The organism is Paralcaligenes sp. KSB-10 (genome assembly GCF_021266465.1).
Lineage (GTDB): Bacteria > Pseudomonadota > Gammaproteobacteria > Burkholderiales > Burkholderiaceae_B.
Map to the genome: position 1 here is coordinate 144,666 of NZ_CP089848.1, position 17,411 is coordinate 162,076.

Annotated in this window: 18 protein-coding genes; 9 read left to right on the forward strand and 9 right to left on the reverse strand. The window is 58.5% G+C overall.

The window, feature by feature from the left end; genetic code table 11:
* The first annotated feature begins 61 nt into the window (after positions 1-61).
* The 8 genes from LSG25_RS00645 to LSG25_RS00680 all read left to right on the forward strand — a co-directional run bounded on the left by LSG25_RS00645 (position 62) and on the right by LSG25_RS00680 (position 8,272).
* The gene (locus LSG25_RS00645) at positions 62-787 is read left to right on the forward strand and encodes an ABC transporter substrate-binding protein (protein WP_232742811.1); all 726 of its coding nucleotides are present in this window, start codon (positions 62-64) and stop codon (positions 785-787) included.
* A gap of 201 nt (positions 788-988) precedes the next feature.
* On the forward strand, positions 989-1,777 hold the full coding sequence (locus LSG25_RS00650) for an energy transducer TonB (protein WP_232742812.1): 789 nt from the start codon (positions 989-991) through the stop codon (positions 1,775-1,777).
* Positions 1,778-1,786: 9 nt separating this feature from the next.
* Positions 1,787-2,623 (forward strand): MotA/TolQ/ExbB proton channel family protein, encoded by an 837-nt coding sequence (locus LSG25_RS00655; RefSeq protein ID WP_232742813.1) that lies wholly within the window; start codon positions 1,787-1,789, stop codon positions 2,621-2,623.
* A gap of 2 nt (positions 2,624-2,625) precedes the next feature.
* A complete protein-coding gene (locus LSG25_RS00660; protein WP_232742814.1) occupies positions 2,626-3,054 on the forward strand; it encodes a biopolymer transporter ExbD in 429 nt (142 codons plus the stop codon).
* A gap of 138 nt (positions 3,055-3,192) precedes the next feature.
* Positions 3,193-3,867: a response regulator transcription factor gene (locus tag LSG25_RS00665; RefSeq protein WP_232742815.1), complete on the forward strand. Its 675-nt coding sequence runs from the start codon at positions 3,193-3,195 to the stop codon at positions 3,865-3,867.
* 129 nt (positions 3,868-3,996) lie between these two features.
* The gene (locus LSG25_RS00670) at positions 3,997-5,055 is read left to right on the forward strand and encodes a HAMP domain-containing sensor histidine kinase (protein ID WP_232744507.1); all 1,059 of its coding nucleotides are present in this window, start codon (positions 3,997-3,999) and stop codon (positions 5,053-5,055) included.
* A 4-nt stretch (positions 5,056-5,059) separates the two neighbouring features.
* On the forward strand, positions 5,060-6,961 hold the full coding sequence (locus LSG25_RS00675) for a potassium transporter Kup (protein WP_232742816.1): 1,902 nt from the start codon (positions 5,060-5,062) through the stop codon (positions 6,959-6,961).
* A gap of 210 nt (positions 6,962-7,171) precedes the next feature.
* Positions 7,172-8,272, forward strand: coding sequence for a porin (locus tag LSG25_RS00680; RefSeq protein WP_232742817.1), 1,101 nt, complete (start codon positions 7,172-7,174; stop codon positions 8,270-8,272).
* A gap of 36 nt (positions 8,273-8,308) precedes the next feature.
* Here the strand turns inward: LSG25_RS00680 and mnhG are convergent, their stop codons facing one another.
* The 7 genes from mnhG to LSG25_RS00715 form a co-directional block, all read right to left on the reverse strand.
* Positions 8,309-8,632, reverse strand: coding sequence for a monovalent cation/H(+) antiporter subunit G (gene mnhG / locus LSG25_RS00685; RefSeq protein WP_232742818.1), 324 nt, complete (start codon positions 8,630-8,632; stop codon positions 8,309-8,311).
* The gene (locus LSG25_RS00690) at positions 8,629-8,910 is read right to left on the reverse strand and encodes a K+/H+ antiporter subunit F (RefSeq protein WP_232742819.1); all 282 of its coding nucleotides are present in this window, start codon (positions 8,908-8,910) and stop codon (positions 8,629-8,631) included. Before LSG25_RS00690 ends, mnhG begins: the two co-directional genes overlap by 4 nt.
* The gene (locus tag LSG25_RS00695) at positions 8,907-9,389 is read right to left on the reverse strand and encodes a Na+/H+ antiporter subunit E (protein WP_232742820.1); all 483 of its coding nucleotides are present in this window, start codon (positions 9,387-9,389) and stop codon (positions 8,907-8,909) included. The genes LSG25_RS00690 and LSG25_RS00695 overlap by 4 nt, the downstream gene beginning before the upstream one ends.
* Complete coding sequence (locus LSG25_RS00700) at positions 9,386-11,023, reverse strand: monovalent cation/H+ antiporter subunit D (protein WP_232742821.1); 1,638 nt, start codon at positions 11,021-11,023, stop codon at positions 9,386-9,388. The genes LSG25_RS00695 and LSG25_RS00700 overlap by 4 nt, the downstream gene beginning before the upstream one ends.
* On the reverse strand, positions 11,020-11,364 hold the full coding sequence (locus LSG25_RS00705; protein WP_232742822.1) for a Na+/H+ antiporter subunit C: 345 nt from the start codon (positions 11,362-11,364) through the stop codon (positions 11,020-11,022). The genes LSG25_RS00700 and LSG25_RS00705 overlap by 4 nt, the downstream gene beginning before the upstream one ends.
* Positions 11,364-14,273, reverse strand: coding sequence for a monovalent cation/H+ antiporter subunit A (locus tag LSG25_RS00710; RefSeq protein WP_232742823.1), 2,910 nt, complete (start codon positions 14,271-14,273; stop codon positions 11,364-11,366). Before LSG25_RS00710 ends, LSG25_RS00705 begins: the two co-directional genes overlap by 1 nt.
* Before the next feature lie 148 nt (positions 14,274-14,421).
* Complete coding sequence (locus LSG25_RS00715; protein WP_370635926.1) at positions 14,422-14,832, reverse strand: hypothetical protein; 411 nt, start codon at positions 14,830-14,832, stop codon at positions 14,422-14,424.
* 393 nt (positions 14,833-15,225) lie between these two features.
* Here LSG25_RS00715 and LSG25_RS00720 point away from each other — a divergent pair, with 393 nt between their 5' ends.
* A complete protein-coding gene (locus LSG25_RS00720; RefSeq protein WP_232742824.1) occupies positions 15,226-16,092 on the forward strand; it encodes a pirin family protein in 867 nt (288 codons plus the stop codon).
* 77 nt (positions 16,093-16,169) lie between these two features.
* On the opposite strand, the gene LSG25_RS00725 is transcribed toward LSG25_RS00720, so the two are convergent.
* Together LSG25_RS00725 and LSG25_RS00730 are read right to left on the reverse strand one after the other, a co-directional pair.
* A complete protein-coding gene (locus tag LSG25_RS00725) occupies positions 16,170-16,433 on the reverse strand; it encodes a DUF2249 domain-containing protein (protein ID WP_232742825.1) in 264 nt (87 codons plus the stop codon).
* Positions 16,434-16,561: 128 nt separating this feature from the next.
* Complete coding sequence (locus tag LSG25_RS00730) at positions 16,562-17,410, reverse strand: carbohydrate ABC transporter permease (protein WP_232742826.1); 849 nt, start codon at positions 17,408-17,410, stop codon at positions 16,562-16,564.
* Position 17,411: the final 1 nt, after the last annotated feature.

Below are 17,411 nucleotides of genomic sequence, written 5' to 3' on the forward strand. Positions count from 1 at the left end.
GGTCGGACCGAATTCCTTGCCGCCTGTTGCTAACCTCGATCAATCGTTTTTCAGGGTGAAAATGGATACGTTAAATACCGTCGCCAAAGACTTGGCTCCCTACGGCAAGCTTCGCGTTGCCATCAACCTCGGCAATTCGGTCCTGGCGCAGTCGCATCCGCAAACGCGGGAGCCCGTGGGCATATCGGTCGATCTGGCCAATGAGCTTGCCCGGCAATTGGGGCTGCATGCCGAGTTCACGACCTTCGATGCGGCCGGCAAAGTCTTTGCCGCGGCCGAGAGCGACGCCTGGGATATCGCCTTCATGGCAATCGACCCGGTGCGTGCTGAAAAAGTCCAGTTCACCAAGCCTTACGTCATTATCGAAGGCACCTACATGGTGAAGGCTGATTCTTCCTTGAAGGATATTGACGACGTCGATCATGACGGCGTGCGGGTTGCGGTAGGCAAGGGCGCCGCCTACGACCTGTTTTTGACCCGCAGCCTGCAGCATGCGGAAATTGCCCGGGCACCCACTTCGGCTGCGGCCATTGACCTGTTCGTGGAACAATCGCTCGATGCGGTGGCCGGTGTCCGGCAGCCTCTGGTGGCCTATGCCGCCGGACATGGCGGCTTGCGTGTCATGGATGGACGTTTTACGGCTATCGAGCAGGCCATGGTTACGCCCAAGGGCCGTACGCATGGCTGGGAATTCTTGAAAACATTTATCGAAAGCATGAAGGCCGGCGGTTTTGTTGCCGCGGCACTGGAACGTAGCGGCCAGGCCGATGCCAGCGTGGCGCCCTGAGTTCAAGTTTTTCTTATCGCTACTCGTGCGGAATATTGCCGCGATCTTGCGCGCGGCGAATGAGCATATTGGGCAAGAGAGGATGTTTTCGTATTGCGAATAGTTCCCATTTCTGTTATCGTGTCGCCTCGATGTAGAGCGGCACGATGCCATGGCGTATTGTGATGCTCCGATTGTTCAATTTTTCTTTCAGTTGGATTCATGCCGCGCTTGCGAGTTGCTACGAAAAATCGCCCCGTGCTCATCAAGGTAACGGCGGTTGGGTTGGTTTTGGGCCTGCATCTTGCTGTGGTCGGGGCCATATTGGCCTCGCCGGCGGTCAAGCCCGAAATTGAACAGGCCGATGCGGCAGATATGCGATTTGTCGAGATCGCGCCCGAGCCGGTCGAGGCCGCGGCGAGCCCTGTTCCTGTGGAGCAGCCTACACCGGAGCCGGAAAAGGAACCCGAACCGGTAGCGCAGACGCCGCCCGAGCCTGTCGTCGAGCCCGCGCCTCCCGAAGTGGAGAAGCCGCCGGTGGTCGAACAACCGGCGGAAGAACAAGCGAAGCCCGAGCCCAAACCCAAGCCGAAGCCAAAACCCAAACCACGGCCCAAGTCGGAGCCGCCCAAAACGCTGCCTGTGTCGCGGCCCGCTCCTGCGGACTCTCCAAGCAAGGCCGTTGCCGACGCGGCTCCCGAGGGCCCCGCCAAACCGGTGGACCCGGATCGGCCGCGCCTGATTGGCCGGGTCGACTACCTGGGCCAGCGCCCTCGTCCAATCTATCCACGCGTATCCGAGCGTCGTGGGGAGCAGGGGCGGGTGGTCGTCCGCGTGGTGATTTCCCCTCAAGGCCTGGTTTCCAAGGTATCGGTGCGTACTTCGTCGGGATACTCCCGGCTCGACGAAGCGGCCTTGGATGCCGCACGTTCGGCACGCTTCAAGCCTTACACCGAAAATGGCATCGCCTACTCCGCCATGGCCGATATCCCCTTTGATTTTGTTTTATAGGAACGACGCATGTTTGATTTATTTCATAGTGCCATGCAAGTACTGGCGCAAGTAGGCGAGGCGGCATCGGCCACCCAGGCGGCCGCCACCGCGGCACCCGCGGGCGCGGCGGCGGCCGTTACGCAGGGCAGCGGCATTTTGCATTTTGTCGAGCAAAGCGACCTGGTGGGCAAATCCTTGTTCGGTATTTTGCTGCTCATGTCGCTTACCAGCTGGTATCTGATCTTTTCCAAATCGCTTTTGAATTTGCGGATCCGGCATCGATCCGGCAAGTTCCTGGTCGAATTCTGGAACGCCAGCTCGCTCGAGCAGGTCGAAAACGAAATCAGCACGCATGGCGCCACCGAACCTTTTGCCCATTTGGCCAGCCACGCCATTCATGCCCAGAATCATCATGCGAAGTACGGTGCGCTCAAGCTTGAGGAAAAAGGGTCCACGGGGGCATTCGTTACGCGTACGATACGCAAGGTTATCGACGAGGAAACCGCCAGGCTGGAAAACGGCCTGACCGTGCTGGCTTCCATCGGCTCGACCGCGCCCTTCGTGGGGCTCTTCGGTACGGTCTGGGGGGTATATCATGCGCTGGTGGGCATAGGCCTGTCAGACGGCGTGACTGTCAATCGGATCGCCGGTCCGGTGGGCGAGGCGCTGATCATGACGGGGCTGGGCCTTGCCGTGGCCATTCCCGCGGTGCTGGCGTACAACGGCTTTGTTCGTGGCAACCGTGTCTATCTGGCCCGCCTGGACGCTTTCGCGCATGATCTGTTCACCTTCCTGTCCACAGGCCAGCAGGTAGGCACGTCCGACAACAAAGTGCGCAAGCTGGCTGCATCCAAAGGAGTCTAGCGATGGCTTTCGGGAGTTTCGACAGCAAAGGAACCAGTCATACGGTATCCGAGATAAACATGGTTCCCCTGATCGATGTCATGCTGGTGCTATTGGTTATTTTTATCATTACCGCACCCTTGCTGAGCCATTCGATCAAGATTGATATTCCCCAGGCCAGCGCCGAACAGGTCAAGGAACAGCCCAAGGCGATCGATCTGGCGATCGATGCCCAGGGAAAACTGTTCTGGAACGAACAGCCTGTTGCCATGGAACAGTTGGCGCCGCGGTTCGCCGGCGAGGCCCGGCTCGATCCGCAACCCCGGCTGCAAATCCGCGCGGATTTGAATACACGCTATGAAGTACTGGCCCAGATCATGGGCTACGCGCGCGGGGCCGGTATTAAACACCTTGGGTTCATGACCCGGCCCGACCCGGTGCCGGCGAAATAAAGCCGGCGCCGGCACAGATGGGCGTCGGCTGCCTTGGCCGTCGTCGCTTTGGGCTGTTTTGGCCTTCTAATTTGTAACTTGGTTACGATTGACCGTATCGTTTTACAAAAAAAATTCGGTTCGATATAGAATCACGGCATGCGAGTTCTAGTAATCGAAGACGACACCACCCTGGGCCATGCTCTACAGGAGTTCCTGATAGAGCAGGGATACGCGGTCGATTGGCTGCAAGATGGCGATCAAGTGCTGGGCGCGGCGGCGGGCCAGGCCTACGATCTCCTGCTTCTTGACCTGAATCTTCCTGGCCTGAGCGGCCTGGAAGTGTTGCGTCAATTGCGCACGAACGGCCAGCAAATTCCGGTGCTGATATTGACGGCCCGCGACGGGATCGAAGATCGCGTGGCCGGCCTCGATGCCGGGGCCGACGATTACGTCACAAAACCTTTCGAGCTGCCCGAACTGGCCGCCAGGGTGCGGGCCTTTGCCCGCCGCCGTGCGGGCCAGGCGCAGCCATTTATCGAAGCGGGCCCGCTGGTATTCGATACGGTGGGGCGAGAAGTGCGCGTCAATGGCGAGCGTTTATCGCTTTCGGTGCGGGAGCTGTCGGTTCTTGAAATGCTGATGGGGCGCGCCGGGCGCGTGGTCACCAAGCGCCAGATTGTCAATTCCCTGTCGGCCTGGGACGCCGACTTCAGCGAAAATGCTGTCGAGGTTTATGTGTACCGCCTGCGCAAGCGCCTTGAAGGCACCGGTGCCGGGATACAAACTGTGCGCGGCTTCGGCTATCTGCTCGATGTGGAAAGTGCCGCCTGAGCCGGCGGCTCATGGTCCTGATGTACAAGGCCGGCGGTAGCTGGTTTGGTGCCGCATTCAATGTCAAATGATTTCCCCTCTCCACGATCATCCAGGCCTCGAACCATACAGGGCCGGCTAGGCGCATTGATGCCGCAGGGCTCGCTGGCGCGCCATCTGGTGTCGCGTTTGCTGCCGGCGGTGATTTTCCTGGTTTTGCTGGACTTGATCGCCACCTGGGTCATGACGCGTCAGATCAGCCTGGATGCGTGGCTGCTTGAAGATATATTCTGGTCCATGATACTGAGCCAGGTTTTGCTGGTGTCGCTGTTTGCCTGGGTGCTGATTTCGGGTGTGCGTTCGGGACTGGAGTCAATAAACCGCCTTTCCGAGGAAATCAGCCAGCGTTCCATCGACGATATGCAACCGCTCGATCCCTCCTGGCTGCCAACGGAAATCGCGCCGGTGGTTACTCACTTCAATGATCTGCTGGTGCGCCTGGACGATTCCATGCAGGCCCAGAAGCGTTTCATAGGCCAGGCCGCGCATCAGCTCAGAACGCCGCTGAGCGGCCTGAAGCTCGAATCCGAGCTGATGCTGGCGCGGCAATTGCCCGATGACGTGCGCGAGCGCGCCGAGCGCATCAAGAGTGTGACAGACCGGATGATACGGCTTGGCCAGCAGTTGCTGGTTCTGGCGCGTGTCGATTCGTCCACCCAGCCGCAAGACAGCTTCATCCCCGTCGATTTGTGCGAATGGGCGCGCACCAGCGGCGCCGAATGGATTCCGGCTGCGCGTGCCAGTCAGGTGCAGATTCATCTGGTGGCTCCGGAAGAGCCGGTATGGGTCGACGCCGATCCGCTGCTGCTGGAAGAAATGTTGAGCAATCTGATCGATAACGCATTACGCTACGGTATCGGTGCCAAGAATATACGCCTGCAAGTGGGGGCCAATCCTCCTTCGCTGGCAGTGGAAGACGACGGGCCGGGCATCGACTCCGCTGACAGCGATCGGGTTTTCGAGGCATTTTACCGTTCTCCCAGAGCCAACACCGCCGGGTCGGGCTTGGGTTTGGCTATTGTGCGCGAGATTGCCCGAGCTCATGGTGCCTGGTGGAGCCTGCTCAGCCGGCCCGCGTTTCCGGGAACGCGGATCGGTATTGTATTTCCTGGCCCCCGCATTGGCGCCAAACTAACGAGACAAGAGTAATTGCATGAGTAAAACAGCGGCAGCGCATGAAGACTCGAAGCCCGGCCGATCGCGTGGTGCGGCGGCCATGCTGGGAGCCTTGGGTGTGGTGTACGGCGATATCGGCACCAGTCCCCTGTACACCATACGGGCTTCGCTTTCCGAATTCAAGGTTCTCGATGACGAGCATATTCTGGGCGTGTTGTCGATTCTGTTCTGGATGCTCATGGTGGTGGTGTCATTGAAGTATGTAATGCTGGTGCTGCGCGCCGATAACCGCGGGGAAGGCGGAACGCTGGCCCTGATGGAATTGGCCGTGCGCGGCGTGTCGGGGCGGAAAAAATGGATTCTGACGGTACTGGCGCTGATCGGCGCCGCCCTGTTCTACGGCGACAGCATGATTACACCCGCCATATCGGTGCTGTCGGCCATCGAGGGGGTGGGCGTCGTTTCGCATACCCTGGATCACTGGGTCGTGCCTTTGTCGGTGCTGGTGCTTGCGGCGCTTTTCCTGATTCAGTATCGCGGCACCGGAGCGGTGGGCAAATTGTTCGGCCCCATCATGCTCTTGTGGTTTGTCACGCTGGGAGTGCTGGGGGCATGGCGCATCATCCAGACGCCGCAAATACTCCTGGCCCTGAACCCGATGTGGGCGTTGACCTTTATTTCCGATGCGCCTTGGGGCACGTTTCTTTTGCTTGGGGCGGTTGTCCTGGCGCTTACCGGTGCCGAAGCCTTGTACGCCGACATGGGGCATTACGGTCGGCCGGCCATACAGCGCGCCTGGTTCGGCTTGGTGCTGCCGGCACTGGTGCTGTGTTATTTTGGCCAGGGTGCCTTGTTGCTGGCCGATCGTTCAGCTCTCAAGAACCCATTCTTTTTAATGGCTCCGTCCTGGGGGCTGGTGCCGTTGGTAGCCTTGGCTACCGTAGCAACGGTGATTGCCTCGCAGTCGGTGATCTCAGGCGCGTTTTCCGTTACCCGCCAGGCCGTGCAATTGGGGTTCTGGCCTCGCATGGCCATCTTGCATACCTCGGCGCGTGAAGAGGGGCAAATCTATCTGCCGCGAGTCAACATGCTGTTGTTCGTTGCGGTATTGGTATTGGTGCTGGCTTTTGGCTCGTCCGATAGCCTGGCCCAGGCATATGGCTTTGCGGTCACGGGCACCATGCTGATGACTTCCACGCTGCTTTTCGCGGTATTGCCCAGAAAATCGACAGGCACAAAGCGCGTGTTGTGGTTTTCGCTGCTCAGTGTGTTTTTGATTCTCGACACTCTGCTGTTTTCGTCGAATGCGCTGAAGCTATTCGAAGGCGGATGGCTGCCTATGGTTGTGGGCCTAAGTATCCTGACGCTGATGATTACCTGGAAACAGGGGCGCGAAACAATGCACGATACCCTGGCGGGCGATCAGCAGCCGCTCAAGTCGTTCATGGAAGCGCTTGAACAATACCCTCCGACGCGTGTGAATGGTACGGCCGTGTTCATGAGCATGATCGTCAATACCGTGCCGCCTGCGCTCTTGCATAACCTCAAGCACAATAAAATATTGCATGAGCAGGTCCTTTTCCTGAATGTTCAAAGCGCCGATGTGCCGTATGTGCCGTTCAACGAGCGCTTTGTACTGGAGCGGCTCAGCCGATCCAGCTGGCAGGCCGTCGCGACATGGGGTTTCAAGCAGGAGCCCAATGTGCCGCAGCTGCTCGAGCAGATTGCACAGGTGCACCCGGAACTGAATCTCGAGCCCATGCAGACTTCCTACTTCCTGTCGCGGCAAACGGTAATCGTGGTGCGCAGGCTGCCGCTTCGGTTGCGGTGGCGCCGCAGCCTGTTCGCCTTTATGGCGCGCAATGCCACACGCAGTACCCGTTTCTATAAAATCCCACCCAATCGCGTGGTCGAAATGGGCATGCAGTTCGAGTTGTAGTGGGCTGCTGCGGCGATAGTGGCTGCGACTCTGCCAAAATTTTTTGATGATTTATATATAAATTGAATAAAAACGATTCTTGTTTGTGTTTAAATAGCAAAAATCGATAAACCATGGTGTAAATCCCCTCTGGGCCGGCATCGACGCGGGCTACGGCTTTGGGCTTTCGTTACACCGCGGTTAGTTTTGAATTTATGGAATGAGTGATCAATGAAGACTGGCTTATTGTGGGCAGTGGTTCTTGCGGCGTGCGCGAACGGCGCTTATGCGGCTGAATCGGGGGTAACTTTATACGGCATCGTGGATGCGGGCATTGGGTCGACGCATGTATCCGGCCCCAATGGCGCCAAAAGCTCGGTTACCGGAGTGATTTCGGGCGGATTCACCGATTCTTTGTTTGGCATAAAGGGCCAGGAAAAGCTGACCGACGATTTATCGGCCATCTTTCAGCTCGAATCGCTCTTCGATGTCAATACAGGAAGCCTCTCGGACAAGGATAATCTGTTCAGCAACTCGGCATGGGTAGGCCTGAACAGCGAACATCTGGGCGAATTGCGTTTGGGACGCCAGCACACGATTGCCCAGCAGTTCGGCAGCCAGGTTGAAATCGCATCCTGGAAGGAAATGGCCATGGGCTCCACGCTCAAGGCTTCGGACAACTATCGGGTGAACAATGCCGTCAATTATGTATCGCCGTCCTTGTCGGGCTTCAGCTTTGGCGCGGGTTATGCGTTCGACATAAGCGGCAGCCAGATCAATGGCCGGAAGTCGCCCATGGTGAGCGCAGCCCTGCAATATAGCCAAGGCCCCTTATTGCTGGTGGCCACCTGGGACAAAACTTATTTATCCGATACCGTATTGCCTAACGGTAAAAATCCCGAAGCGTGGCAACTGGGCGCTTCCTACGATTTTCAGGTCGCCAAGGTATCTGCGGCATGGAGCCGCATGAAAAATGGCTATGCCGGCCTGGACGGCGGTGATCCCGATGGGCTGGGCCTGGGTCTGGGAGCCGCCGAGTTTGCCAATGGAGGCCATCTGGATGCCTATCTGCTTGGTGTCGCTGTGCCCGTCGGAGCACATGGCACTGTCCTGGCGCAATGGTCTTTTGTGCAACCCCACTGGCATTGGCAAGATGGTGAAAAGGCCAAATCGGGGCAGGTGGCAACCCTGGGTTACCTATACAGCCTGTCGCCTCGTACCAGTTTGTATGCCATGGCGGGCCTGGCCAGCCGCTATTCGCTCGATGAGCAAGTGGTCCAGGGGCAAGGCACAACCACGCGCTACATGGCCGGCGTCACTCACAGGTTCTAAGGTTCTTGCATTGCTTGCTCGCCGCCGTGGCCCGGATTACGTGTCGCCCGGGTTGCGGCGGGCATCGCGGCGAATGGCTGCCTGCATCAAAAGTATGGCCGTTACCGGCGAACTGATGACCAGAAGCAGGACGATCAGAATTTCATCCAGTATCAGATGTCGAGCTGTGCTTGAAGAAACCAGCATCGATGCCAGCAATACTCCAATGGTTCCCAGCGTATTGCCCATGGTGGGGGCATGAATGCGCGAATAAAAATTCTTGAATCGCAGCAGCCCCAGCGAGCCGGTCAAGGCCAGTATGCCACTTGACACCAGCAGAATGGAAGCAGGAATCGATACCCATAATGGCAGTGTATTCATGGCTCGATGACCTCGCCGCGAAGCAGGAATTTGGCCATGGCGGCCGACCCGACAAAGCCGAACAGCGCAATCAGCAAAGCTATGTCGAAATACAGGCTGGTTCCAAACCGGATGCCCAGCACCAGAATGGTCAGCATGCCGTTGATATACATGGTGTCGAGCGCCAGCACACGATCTTCGGCCGTTGGTCCGCGCAGCAGACGTATCGCCGCGCATATCATTCCCAGCGCAAAACAGTACAGCGCAAAGGTGCTTGCCCAGATAAGTACGGTATTCATTCAAATATCTCCATCAGGGGATGTTCATAGCGCTGCTTGATCGTTCTGATCCAGTGCGACTCGTCTTTGAGGTCGAGCACGTGCAGCGTCAGAAGGTTTTCGCCTTCGGAAAGCCTGGCCCATACGGTGCCGGGCGTATAGGTGATGATGCAGGCCAGGGCTGCCAGGCCGTGCGGGTCGCGCATATCCAGTGGAATGTCGATAAAGCCCGGTGTGGCGGGTGCTCCAGTCCAGACCAGCCGTCCTACCGCCAGATTGGATCGGGTGATATCCGCGATGACCGCGCAAAGCAGCCGGATCATGACAAATGGTTTCTTGGGCCTTGCCCGCAATGGGCGTAATCGGGATCCGGCCCATACCAGCATGATCGAGAGCGTCGCGCCCAGCAAAACCTGCTCCCACGACAAGGTATCGTTCAGCACCAGCCACAGGACAGTTAAAAATATAGGCATGAGCAGGCGATACAGCAGGCGTTTCATGGCTGGCCTCCATGTGCCGGTGCGCGCTGAGTGTGCTGTGCAAGTACAGCGCCGATGTAGGATTCAGGCCGGTCGAGCGAGCGTGCGGCATCGTTCAGGTAACTGCTGGCCGGGCCTGCCCAGATGGCCAAGGCAAGGCAAGCCATGAGTAATGCGGCTACCGGAGCGGCTTCGCTGATATGCAGGCGTGGGGTAATTGCGTCGTCGGTGCTCCAGAAAGTGCGGATGCCTGTGCGGCCCAGGGAGACAACCCCCGCCATGCTGGAAGCCAATACCGCTATGACAAGCAGCCAGGCATTGAACGAGGGCATGCCGGTGCTCGACATATCGAGCGCGGCTGCCAGGAGCGAAAACTTGGCGACGAATCCGGATAAGGGCGGCAAGCCGATGATCAGCACGGCGCAGCAAATAAAGGCCAGGCCCAGAAAGGCCAGCGCGGCGGGGATGGCGACACCGATAACCTCGTCTGAATGATCAGGAGGTTCGGGATCGTCCAGATCGAAGGCTTCCTGGCTGACTGCCAGCAGGTTGGCGCCGAATGTCTGGGTGCGCTCGACCATTTCGATCAACATGAAAAAGGCCCCCAGGGCGAGTACCGAGTTGATCAAATAAAACAAGGCGGGGCCGGTCAGCGTGACACCCGGCATGCCCAGCGCCGCCAGCAAGGTGCCCGATGAAATGATGATGCAATATCCAGCCAGGCGTCCTATTTGTTGTGCCGCCAATAGCCCCACGGTGCCAAAGAGCAGGGTGAGCAAGCCCACAGGAAACATCCAGTCGCCGCCGAACGCGGCGGGCGCTCCGGTGGGCAGCAGCAAAGAGCCGAGTCGCAGCAAGGCATAAATGCCTACTTTGGTCATGATCGCAAAAAGGGCGGCCACGGGTGCGCATGCGTTGGCATACGCGGCAGGAAGCCAGAAATTCAGGGGCCATGCCGCCGCCTTGATGAGAAATGCCATGCCGAGGATCGCCGCTCCGACTTCAAAGAGGCGTCGGTTCGGCCCTGCCAGCCGGCCGGCCTGTACCGCCAGGTCCGCCATATTCAGCGTGCCCGTGACGCCGTATATCAGGGCAATTGCGATCAGCAGCATGAGCGAAGCCACGAGATTGACCGCGATATAGTGCAGGCCGGCCGTTACGCGGGCCGTCCCGGATCCGTGCAGAATCAATCCGTAAGAGGCTGCCAGCAATACTTCGAAAAAAACGAACAGATTGAATAGGTCGCCCGTCAGGAAGGCGCCATTCAACCCCATCAGCAGAAACTGGAACAGGGGATGAAAATGCACGCCCGCACGGTCCCAGCGGACACTGGAATAAACCAGCGTAGCGGTTCCCAGCACGGCGCTCAGGGTAAGCATGATGGCTGCAAGCCTGTCGACGACCACAACGATGCCGAATTGCGCGGGCCAGTCGCCAAGCAGATACACGCCTATGCCGTCGGGCCACAGATTCGGTACGGCTCCGGCCGTCAGGCATAAAAGTCCCACGGCTGCCGCGAGCTGGATCAGGACCGATACCAGGCCTATGCCGAGTCGCGTCAGGCGCCGGGTTTCCTTGAACAGCAGCATGAGAGCGCCGGCCATGAGCGGGACGGCGACAGGGAAAATAGGCAAGTGCTGCAGCCAGCCATTCATGGTGGCGGCTCCCTGCCATCGACATGATCGGTCCCGGTCAGGCCGCGCGAAGCCAGCAGGACAACCAGGAACAGGGCGGTGGTGGCGAATCCGATAACAATGGCCGTTAGAATCAGAGCCTGCGGCACAGGGTCGGCATAAAGGCTTGGGTCGACCCCCTTGCCGGCATCGATGACCGGCAGTTTGCCCTGGCTTAGTCGACCCATGCTGAATATGAAAAGATTGACCGCGTAAGAAAGCAGGGACAGGCCCATGATGACCTGGAAGGTACGGGGACGCAGCAGCAGCCAGATCCCCGAGCCCGCCAGCGCGCCTATGGCCAATGCGATAACGATTTCCATCACACAGCCCCCGCGCCGGGCGGCGCAATTTGCCTGCCGGGCGCTGCCGGCTTGCGGTGGAACCGCAGCGATTGATGGGCCAGCACCAGCAGGATCAGAACAGTGGCTCCGATCACGAGCATGTATACCCCGATATCGAAAAACAGAACGGTGGATAAATGTATGTGCCCGATGAGCGGCAGCAGCAGCTCCCATGAACGCGCCGAAAGAAAGGGCCGCATGGACCACCAGGCGGACATGGCCGCCGCCCCGGCGGTCAGCAGGCCCACGGCAATCCAGTATTGCGGGTGTATGCGTGTGCGCGACTCCACCCACAGGACCCCGCCGACCATGTATTGCAAAATGATGGCTGTGGCCATGATGAGCCCACCCACGAACCCGCCTCCGGGCAGATTGTGCCCGCGAAGCAGGAAAAAGAAAGAAATCAGGCCGGCTATGGGCAAGAGCAATCGCACGAGCACGGCGGGTATCTTCAAAGCTCCCTGGGGAATCGGCGCTTCGGGATCCGGCTCGGTCGGCGCGGTTCCTTCCTGATTTTGCTGCTGCGGCATGTCTATGCTCTCAGGTGGCGGACGGAAACGCCGAAGCAGTGCATAGACGGTCAAGGCCACGATGCCCAGCACGGTAATTTCGCCCAAGGTGTCGAATCCGCGGAAATCCACCAGAATCACGTTGACGACATTCGTGCCGCCGCCTTCGGGCAAGGCTTTGTTCAGGAAATAGGCTGCCGTGGTGCTGGTTGCGGTGCGGGTCATGACTGCATAGGCCAGGGCCGCCAGGCCGGCCCCGCCCAGTAGTGCAATCATCAAATCCCGAAAACGGCGCCAGCGGGCATGCGGCGCTATTTTTGCCGGCGTACCGCTTTCTTCGATGCGGCGCGGCAGCCAGCGCAAGCCCAGCAGGATCAGTACCGTCGTGACGACTTCGACGGCCAGTTGAGTCAGCGCAAGATCGGGGGCCGAATACCAGACAAAAGTCAGGCTGGTGATGAGGCCCGCGCCCCCCGCCAGCGCCAGGGACGCGGGGCGGTGGTATTTTGCCTGGCGGGCTGCACCGATTGCGCAGGCGGCGCCGACCACCCACATCAGGGCAAAGGCAGGATCGATGGGCGTTGCTATTTCCGGCCTTAACCATGTTTGCCCAAGCAGCGGCAAAAGGGCGACGCAGAAGGTGGCGACGATGACCAGCAGGAGTTGGGGCTGGAGGTAGGGCGAGTAGATCCAGTTCATCACGGCATTGGCCGATTCGCCCAGGCGTTCCATCAGGGTTTCGTAGATGTGCCGGCCGTCGATGCGATGGATGAGCGGCGTTTTTCCTGGCCGGGCTTGCAATCTGGCGCCGAGCAGCCACAGCAAGGCCACCCCTCCGGCCAGAGCCAGGAAGCTCATGGCCAGCGGCAGATTGAATCCGTGCCAGATGGCCAGGTCGTAACGAGGAGTCTCTTGTCCAAGAATCGACCACACTGCCGCGTGCAGCAAAGGCCCCAGCGTCTTGCCGGGTAGCATTCCCACAAGAAGGCAGGCCAATACCAGCAAGGCGCTGGGCAGCAGCATCCAGCGCGGCGGTTCGTGAGGCGCATGCGGCAAATCGACTGCCGGCGGCCCAAAGAAAACCTGGGCGATGAAACGGATGGAATAGGCGACGCTGAATGCGCCGGCAATGACCGCGGCAATGGGCAGGCCGAATTGCCTGATCCAGTCGCCGCTGATGAAGACCGTTTCGGCGAAGAACATTTCCTTGGAGATGAATCCGTTAAGCAGCGGCACGCCCGCCATGGAGGCGGCCGCCACAATGGCCAGTGTGGCGGTGATCGGCATGCTGCGATACAGGCCCGACAGGCGGCCCAGATCGCGCGTGCCGGTTTCGTGGTCGACAATGCCGGCGGCCATGAACAGGGACGCCTTGAATGTGGCGTGATTGACCATGTGAAAAATGGCCGCCACCAGCGCCAGCTTGCTGTTCATGCCCAATAGCAGGGTGATCAGGCCCAGGTGGCTGATAGTGGAGTAGGCCAGTACGCCCTTCATGTCCTGCTGGAAGGTAGCGGCATAGGCACCCAGGACCAAAGAGAACAGGCCGGCTCCGCCTATGATCCAGAACCATTCTTCGGTGCCGGAAAGGACGGGCCAGAAACGCGCCAGTATAAATACGCCTGCCTTCACCATAGTGGCCGAATGCAGATAGGCCGATACGGGAGTGGGGGCCGCCATGGCATTGGGCAGCCAGATATGGAAGGGAAATTGGGCGCTTTTGCTTAAGGCTCCCAGCGCAATCAGAATCAGTATCGTCGAATACCATGGATGGTGCCTCACCAGATCGCCCGACGCCAGCACTTGATCGAGATCGTAGCTGCCGGCGATATGACCCAGCATAAGGACGCCGGCCAGCAGGCACAGGCCCCCGCCTGCCGTAATGGTGAAGGCCATGCGCGCGCCGCGCCGCGCGTCGAGCCGGTGATGCCAATAGGCAATCAACATGAATGAAGACAGGCTGGTCAGTTCCCAGAATATGACCAGTTGCACGAGATTGCCCGATAGCACCAGGCCCAGCATCGAGCCCATGAATATCAGGAAAAAAGAGAAAAAACGCGGTACCGGGTCTTGGGGAGACAGGTAATAGCGGGCATACAGCACGACCAAGGCGCCCATGGTGGTGATGAGCAGGGCGAATAGCCAGGCATAACCGTCGAGGCGCAGCACGATGTCGATGCCCTGGGCGGGAATCCAGGGGATAACGAATTTCACAACGCCGCCTTGGGCGATCTGCGGAAATTCAAAGGCGACCAATGCGGCGCAAACGAGAGCGACTGAGCCAGCCAGCCAGGCCTCCAGATTGCGCGCATTGGATGGCAGCAGGGCTGCCACCAGGCTGCCCGCGAAGGGCAAGGCGAGAATAAAAATCAGCGACATCTATGCTTACAAAAGTCTGAATTAATCAGGCTCAATAGTACGATATCTTGGCTCCGTTTCTGGGGCCTGCCGGTAATTCTTCTCGTATTGTCGCGTCGAGGCGCTCCTGAAAGACAGTTCACGGCAGTTCCGCGAACCGTTGGATATGCTATTGGCCGGCCGGCACTGTTATGGTGGTTTCTCTAAGAATGCCGCCGCTGTCGACACTGCCTTTGGTGACGGTGTCCTGGCCGGACATTTGCATCATGCAATCCTGCTGCTGTTGGCCGCTAGGCAGGGACTTGCAGCGATTGCTTGCGTCCTGCTGGTAATTTTCGTTGCCCATAACCAGGCGATTGCGCAAGGCCTCTTCGCGCGCGGCACCGGCTTCCCTGAGGCAGGTGGCCCGGCCTTGGGTGGACTGGCCGCTATTGCAATGTGCGACATCGGCCCGGTATTGCGCCTGAATGTCGGCACTGGATTTATTGCCCGCCGCCAGAGCAACTGATGAAAACAACCCTGCTGTCATCGCACACGCAGCCAGGGTTTGACAGGTAAATTTCGTTAAACGAAAAGTCATGGTTTCACCTTTTAAGTGTTGTAGAAGCTGAATGGTACTAGCTGGTCTAGTATAAAGCCATTTGTTGCGCATGGCTTAATGGATTGTCTAGCCAGGGTAGAAACATTTGTCGGGACGGGGGGCTGCGCATTCCCGCCGAAAGCCGGAAATCTGGCCGGCGCGCCGCAGGCAGGCCGGATTCGTCGGGCCAATGCCGGTATTCGAGATTGGGTCTTGTGATGGAGCTTATGCGATTATTCCGATGCCATGGTTATCGACATCCTGGTTTCTATAGTTCTATTTATAGAACAATGTGTGGGGATTTTGCCATCTATTCAAGAAGTCGTTCTATTCTTATGATGGATGTATCGAGACAGGCCTTTTATGGTTAAGGCGTCGAACTGGAGAGCAGATATGAAAAAAGTGTCAGGTATTTACGGTAATCCCCGTTCGCACTGGGTGGGTGATGGTTTTCCCGTGCGCACGCTTTTTGCCTATGACTCGCTGGGAAAGCAGGCCAGCCCGTTTCTCATGCTGGATTATGCCGGGCCGGCCGAGTTTGCTCCGGCCGCTGCACCTCGTGGCGTGGGGCAACATCCCCATCGCGGTTTCGAGACAGTCACCATTGTCTACAAGGGCGAGGTTGAGCACCGCGATTCAACAGGCAATGGCGGCGTGATCGGCCCGGGCGACGTGCAATGGATGACGGCGGCGTCCGGCATTCTTCATGAGGAGTTTCACTCCACAGAGTTCACTCGCAAGGGCGGAACGCTGGAAATGGTGCAGTTGTGGGTCAATCTGCCTGCGAAAGACAAAATGGCGGCTCCGGGCTACCAGGGAATACTTGATCGCGATATTCCGCTAGTGAATTTGCCCGAAGGCGCGGGAACCGTGCGCGTAATCGCCGGCGACTATCAGGGTAGCAAAGGGCCGGCGCACACTTTCACGCCAATGAATGTCTGGGATATGCGTTTGCTTGAAGGGCGCAGCGTTACGCTGAATGTGCCGGACGGCCATGTTGCGGCTGTGGTCGTGCTGCACGGTACCGTGCAGGTCAATGGCAAGCATGTGGCCCGCGAGGCGCAGATGGTGTTGTTCGATCGTGCCGGCGCCGAGTTGTCGATTGAGGCCAACAGCGACGCCTGCATGCTGTTGCTCAGCGGCGAACCGATAGACGAGCCCATTTTTGGCCATGGCCCATTTGTCATGAATACGCGCGATGAAATCGTTCAGGCGATCGAGGATTTCAATAGCGGGCGTTTTGGCCAGATGGCGGCCTGAACAGGTATTTGCTTTGTGTGAATCGAACGCCCTCGACCTTCCGGGGGGGGCGTTCGACAGCGCGCGGCGCGGACTGATCAGCGTGTTACCAGGAAGTCGATCACGATTTCGCCCGGCTCGCGCGACACATAGCTGATCTGTACCTTGTCGCCGAAATGGCTTTCAATCTGCGACAGCAGCGGCAGTGGGTTGTGGTCGTTGCAAAAACGCATGGTTTCACCCGGGCCCAAGGCCGATAGGGCGCCGAAAATTGCGGCATGACGAAATCGCTTGGCAACGCCGCGCGCGTCAAAGGGGTATAGGTTTTCTGCGAACACGGGAATAGCGGAATCATTTGCCACGATGGATGTCCTTGAACAGGTTGAAAGGCATGAGAGTTTTTATTATAGGTAGCCGAACCCTTGGACGCGGCCTGAACCACATTGTCAATAAGGGTTAGAGGGCTGCTGTGCGGGGCAGTGCGGGAGGCCTATTTCACGGCGCCGACGGTAAATCCTGCGACGAAACGGTCCACGAAGAAGTTATACAGTACGGCAATAGGTATGCTGACGATCAGGCACGCTCCCATAAGCGATCCCCAGAAATAGACATCACCGCGCACCAGAAAAGTGGGCACACCCACGCTGACCGTGTAATTGGACGAGCTGGTTATGAAGGTCAGCGCGTAGATGAATTCCTGCATGACCAGGGTGAGGGTGAAAATCACCACCGTCAATATCCCTGCCGACGATAGCGGCACCACAACTTTCAGGAACGCGCCAAAACGGCTCAGGCCATCCATCATGGCGGCCTCTTCGATGTCGTGCGGAACCGCCTTGAAAAATCCCATCATCAGCCAGGTGCAGAAAGGCACTGTGAAGCTGGGGTAGACCAGAACCAGCGACCAGAGCGAATCCTGCAGGCCAAGCGCTCCGACGATGCGCGAAAATGGAATGAACAGTATGGTGGGCGGTATCAGGTAGGTCAGGAAAATGCCGATGGCCATTTGCCTGCCCCAGCGTCCGGACAGGCGTGCCAGGCTGTAGCCCGCGGGCACCGCCAGCACCAGGGTAATGATCACTACCAGAACGCCGACCAGCAGGGTGTTGAGTATCCAGCGCACGTATTGCGTGTCGAACAGCAGCACTCGCAGATTGTCCAGGGTCGGAGCGCTATTGAAGATGAACGGGTTGTTGGCCGTATTGACCAGGTCCAGCGTGCTTTTGAATGTGGTGATCAACATCCAGTAGAAGGGAAATGCGGTAAACGCCACAAAGGCGGCAATGATGCCGAAATGGCCTGCTCGGGCACCCCAGCGTTTTGCGTGGATCACAGTCATG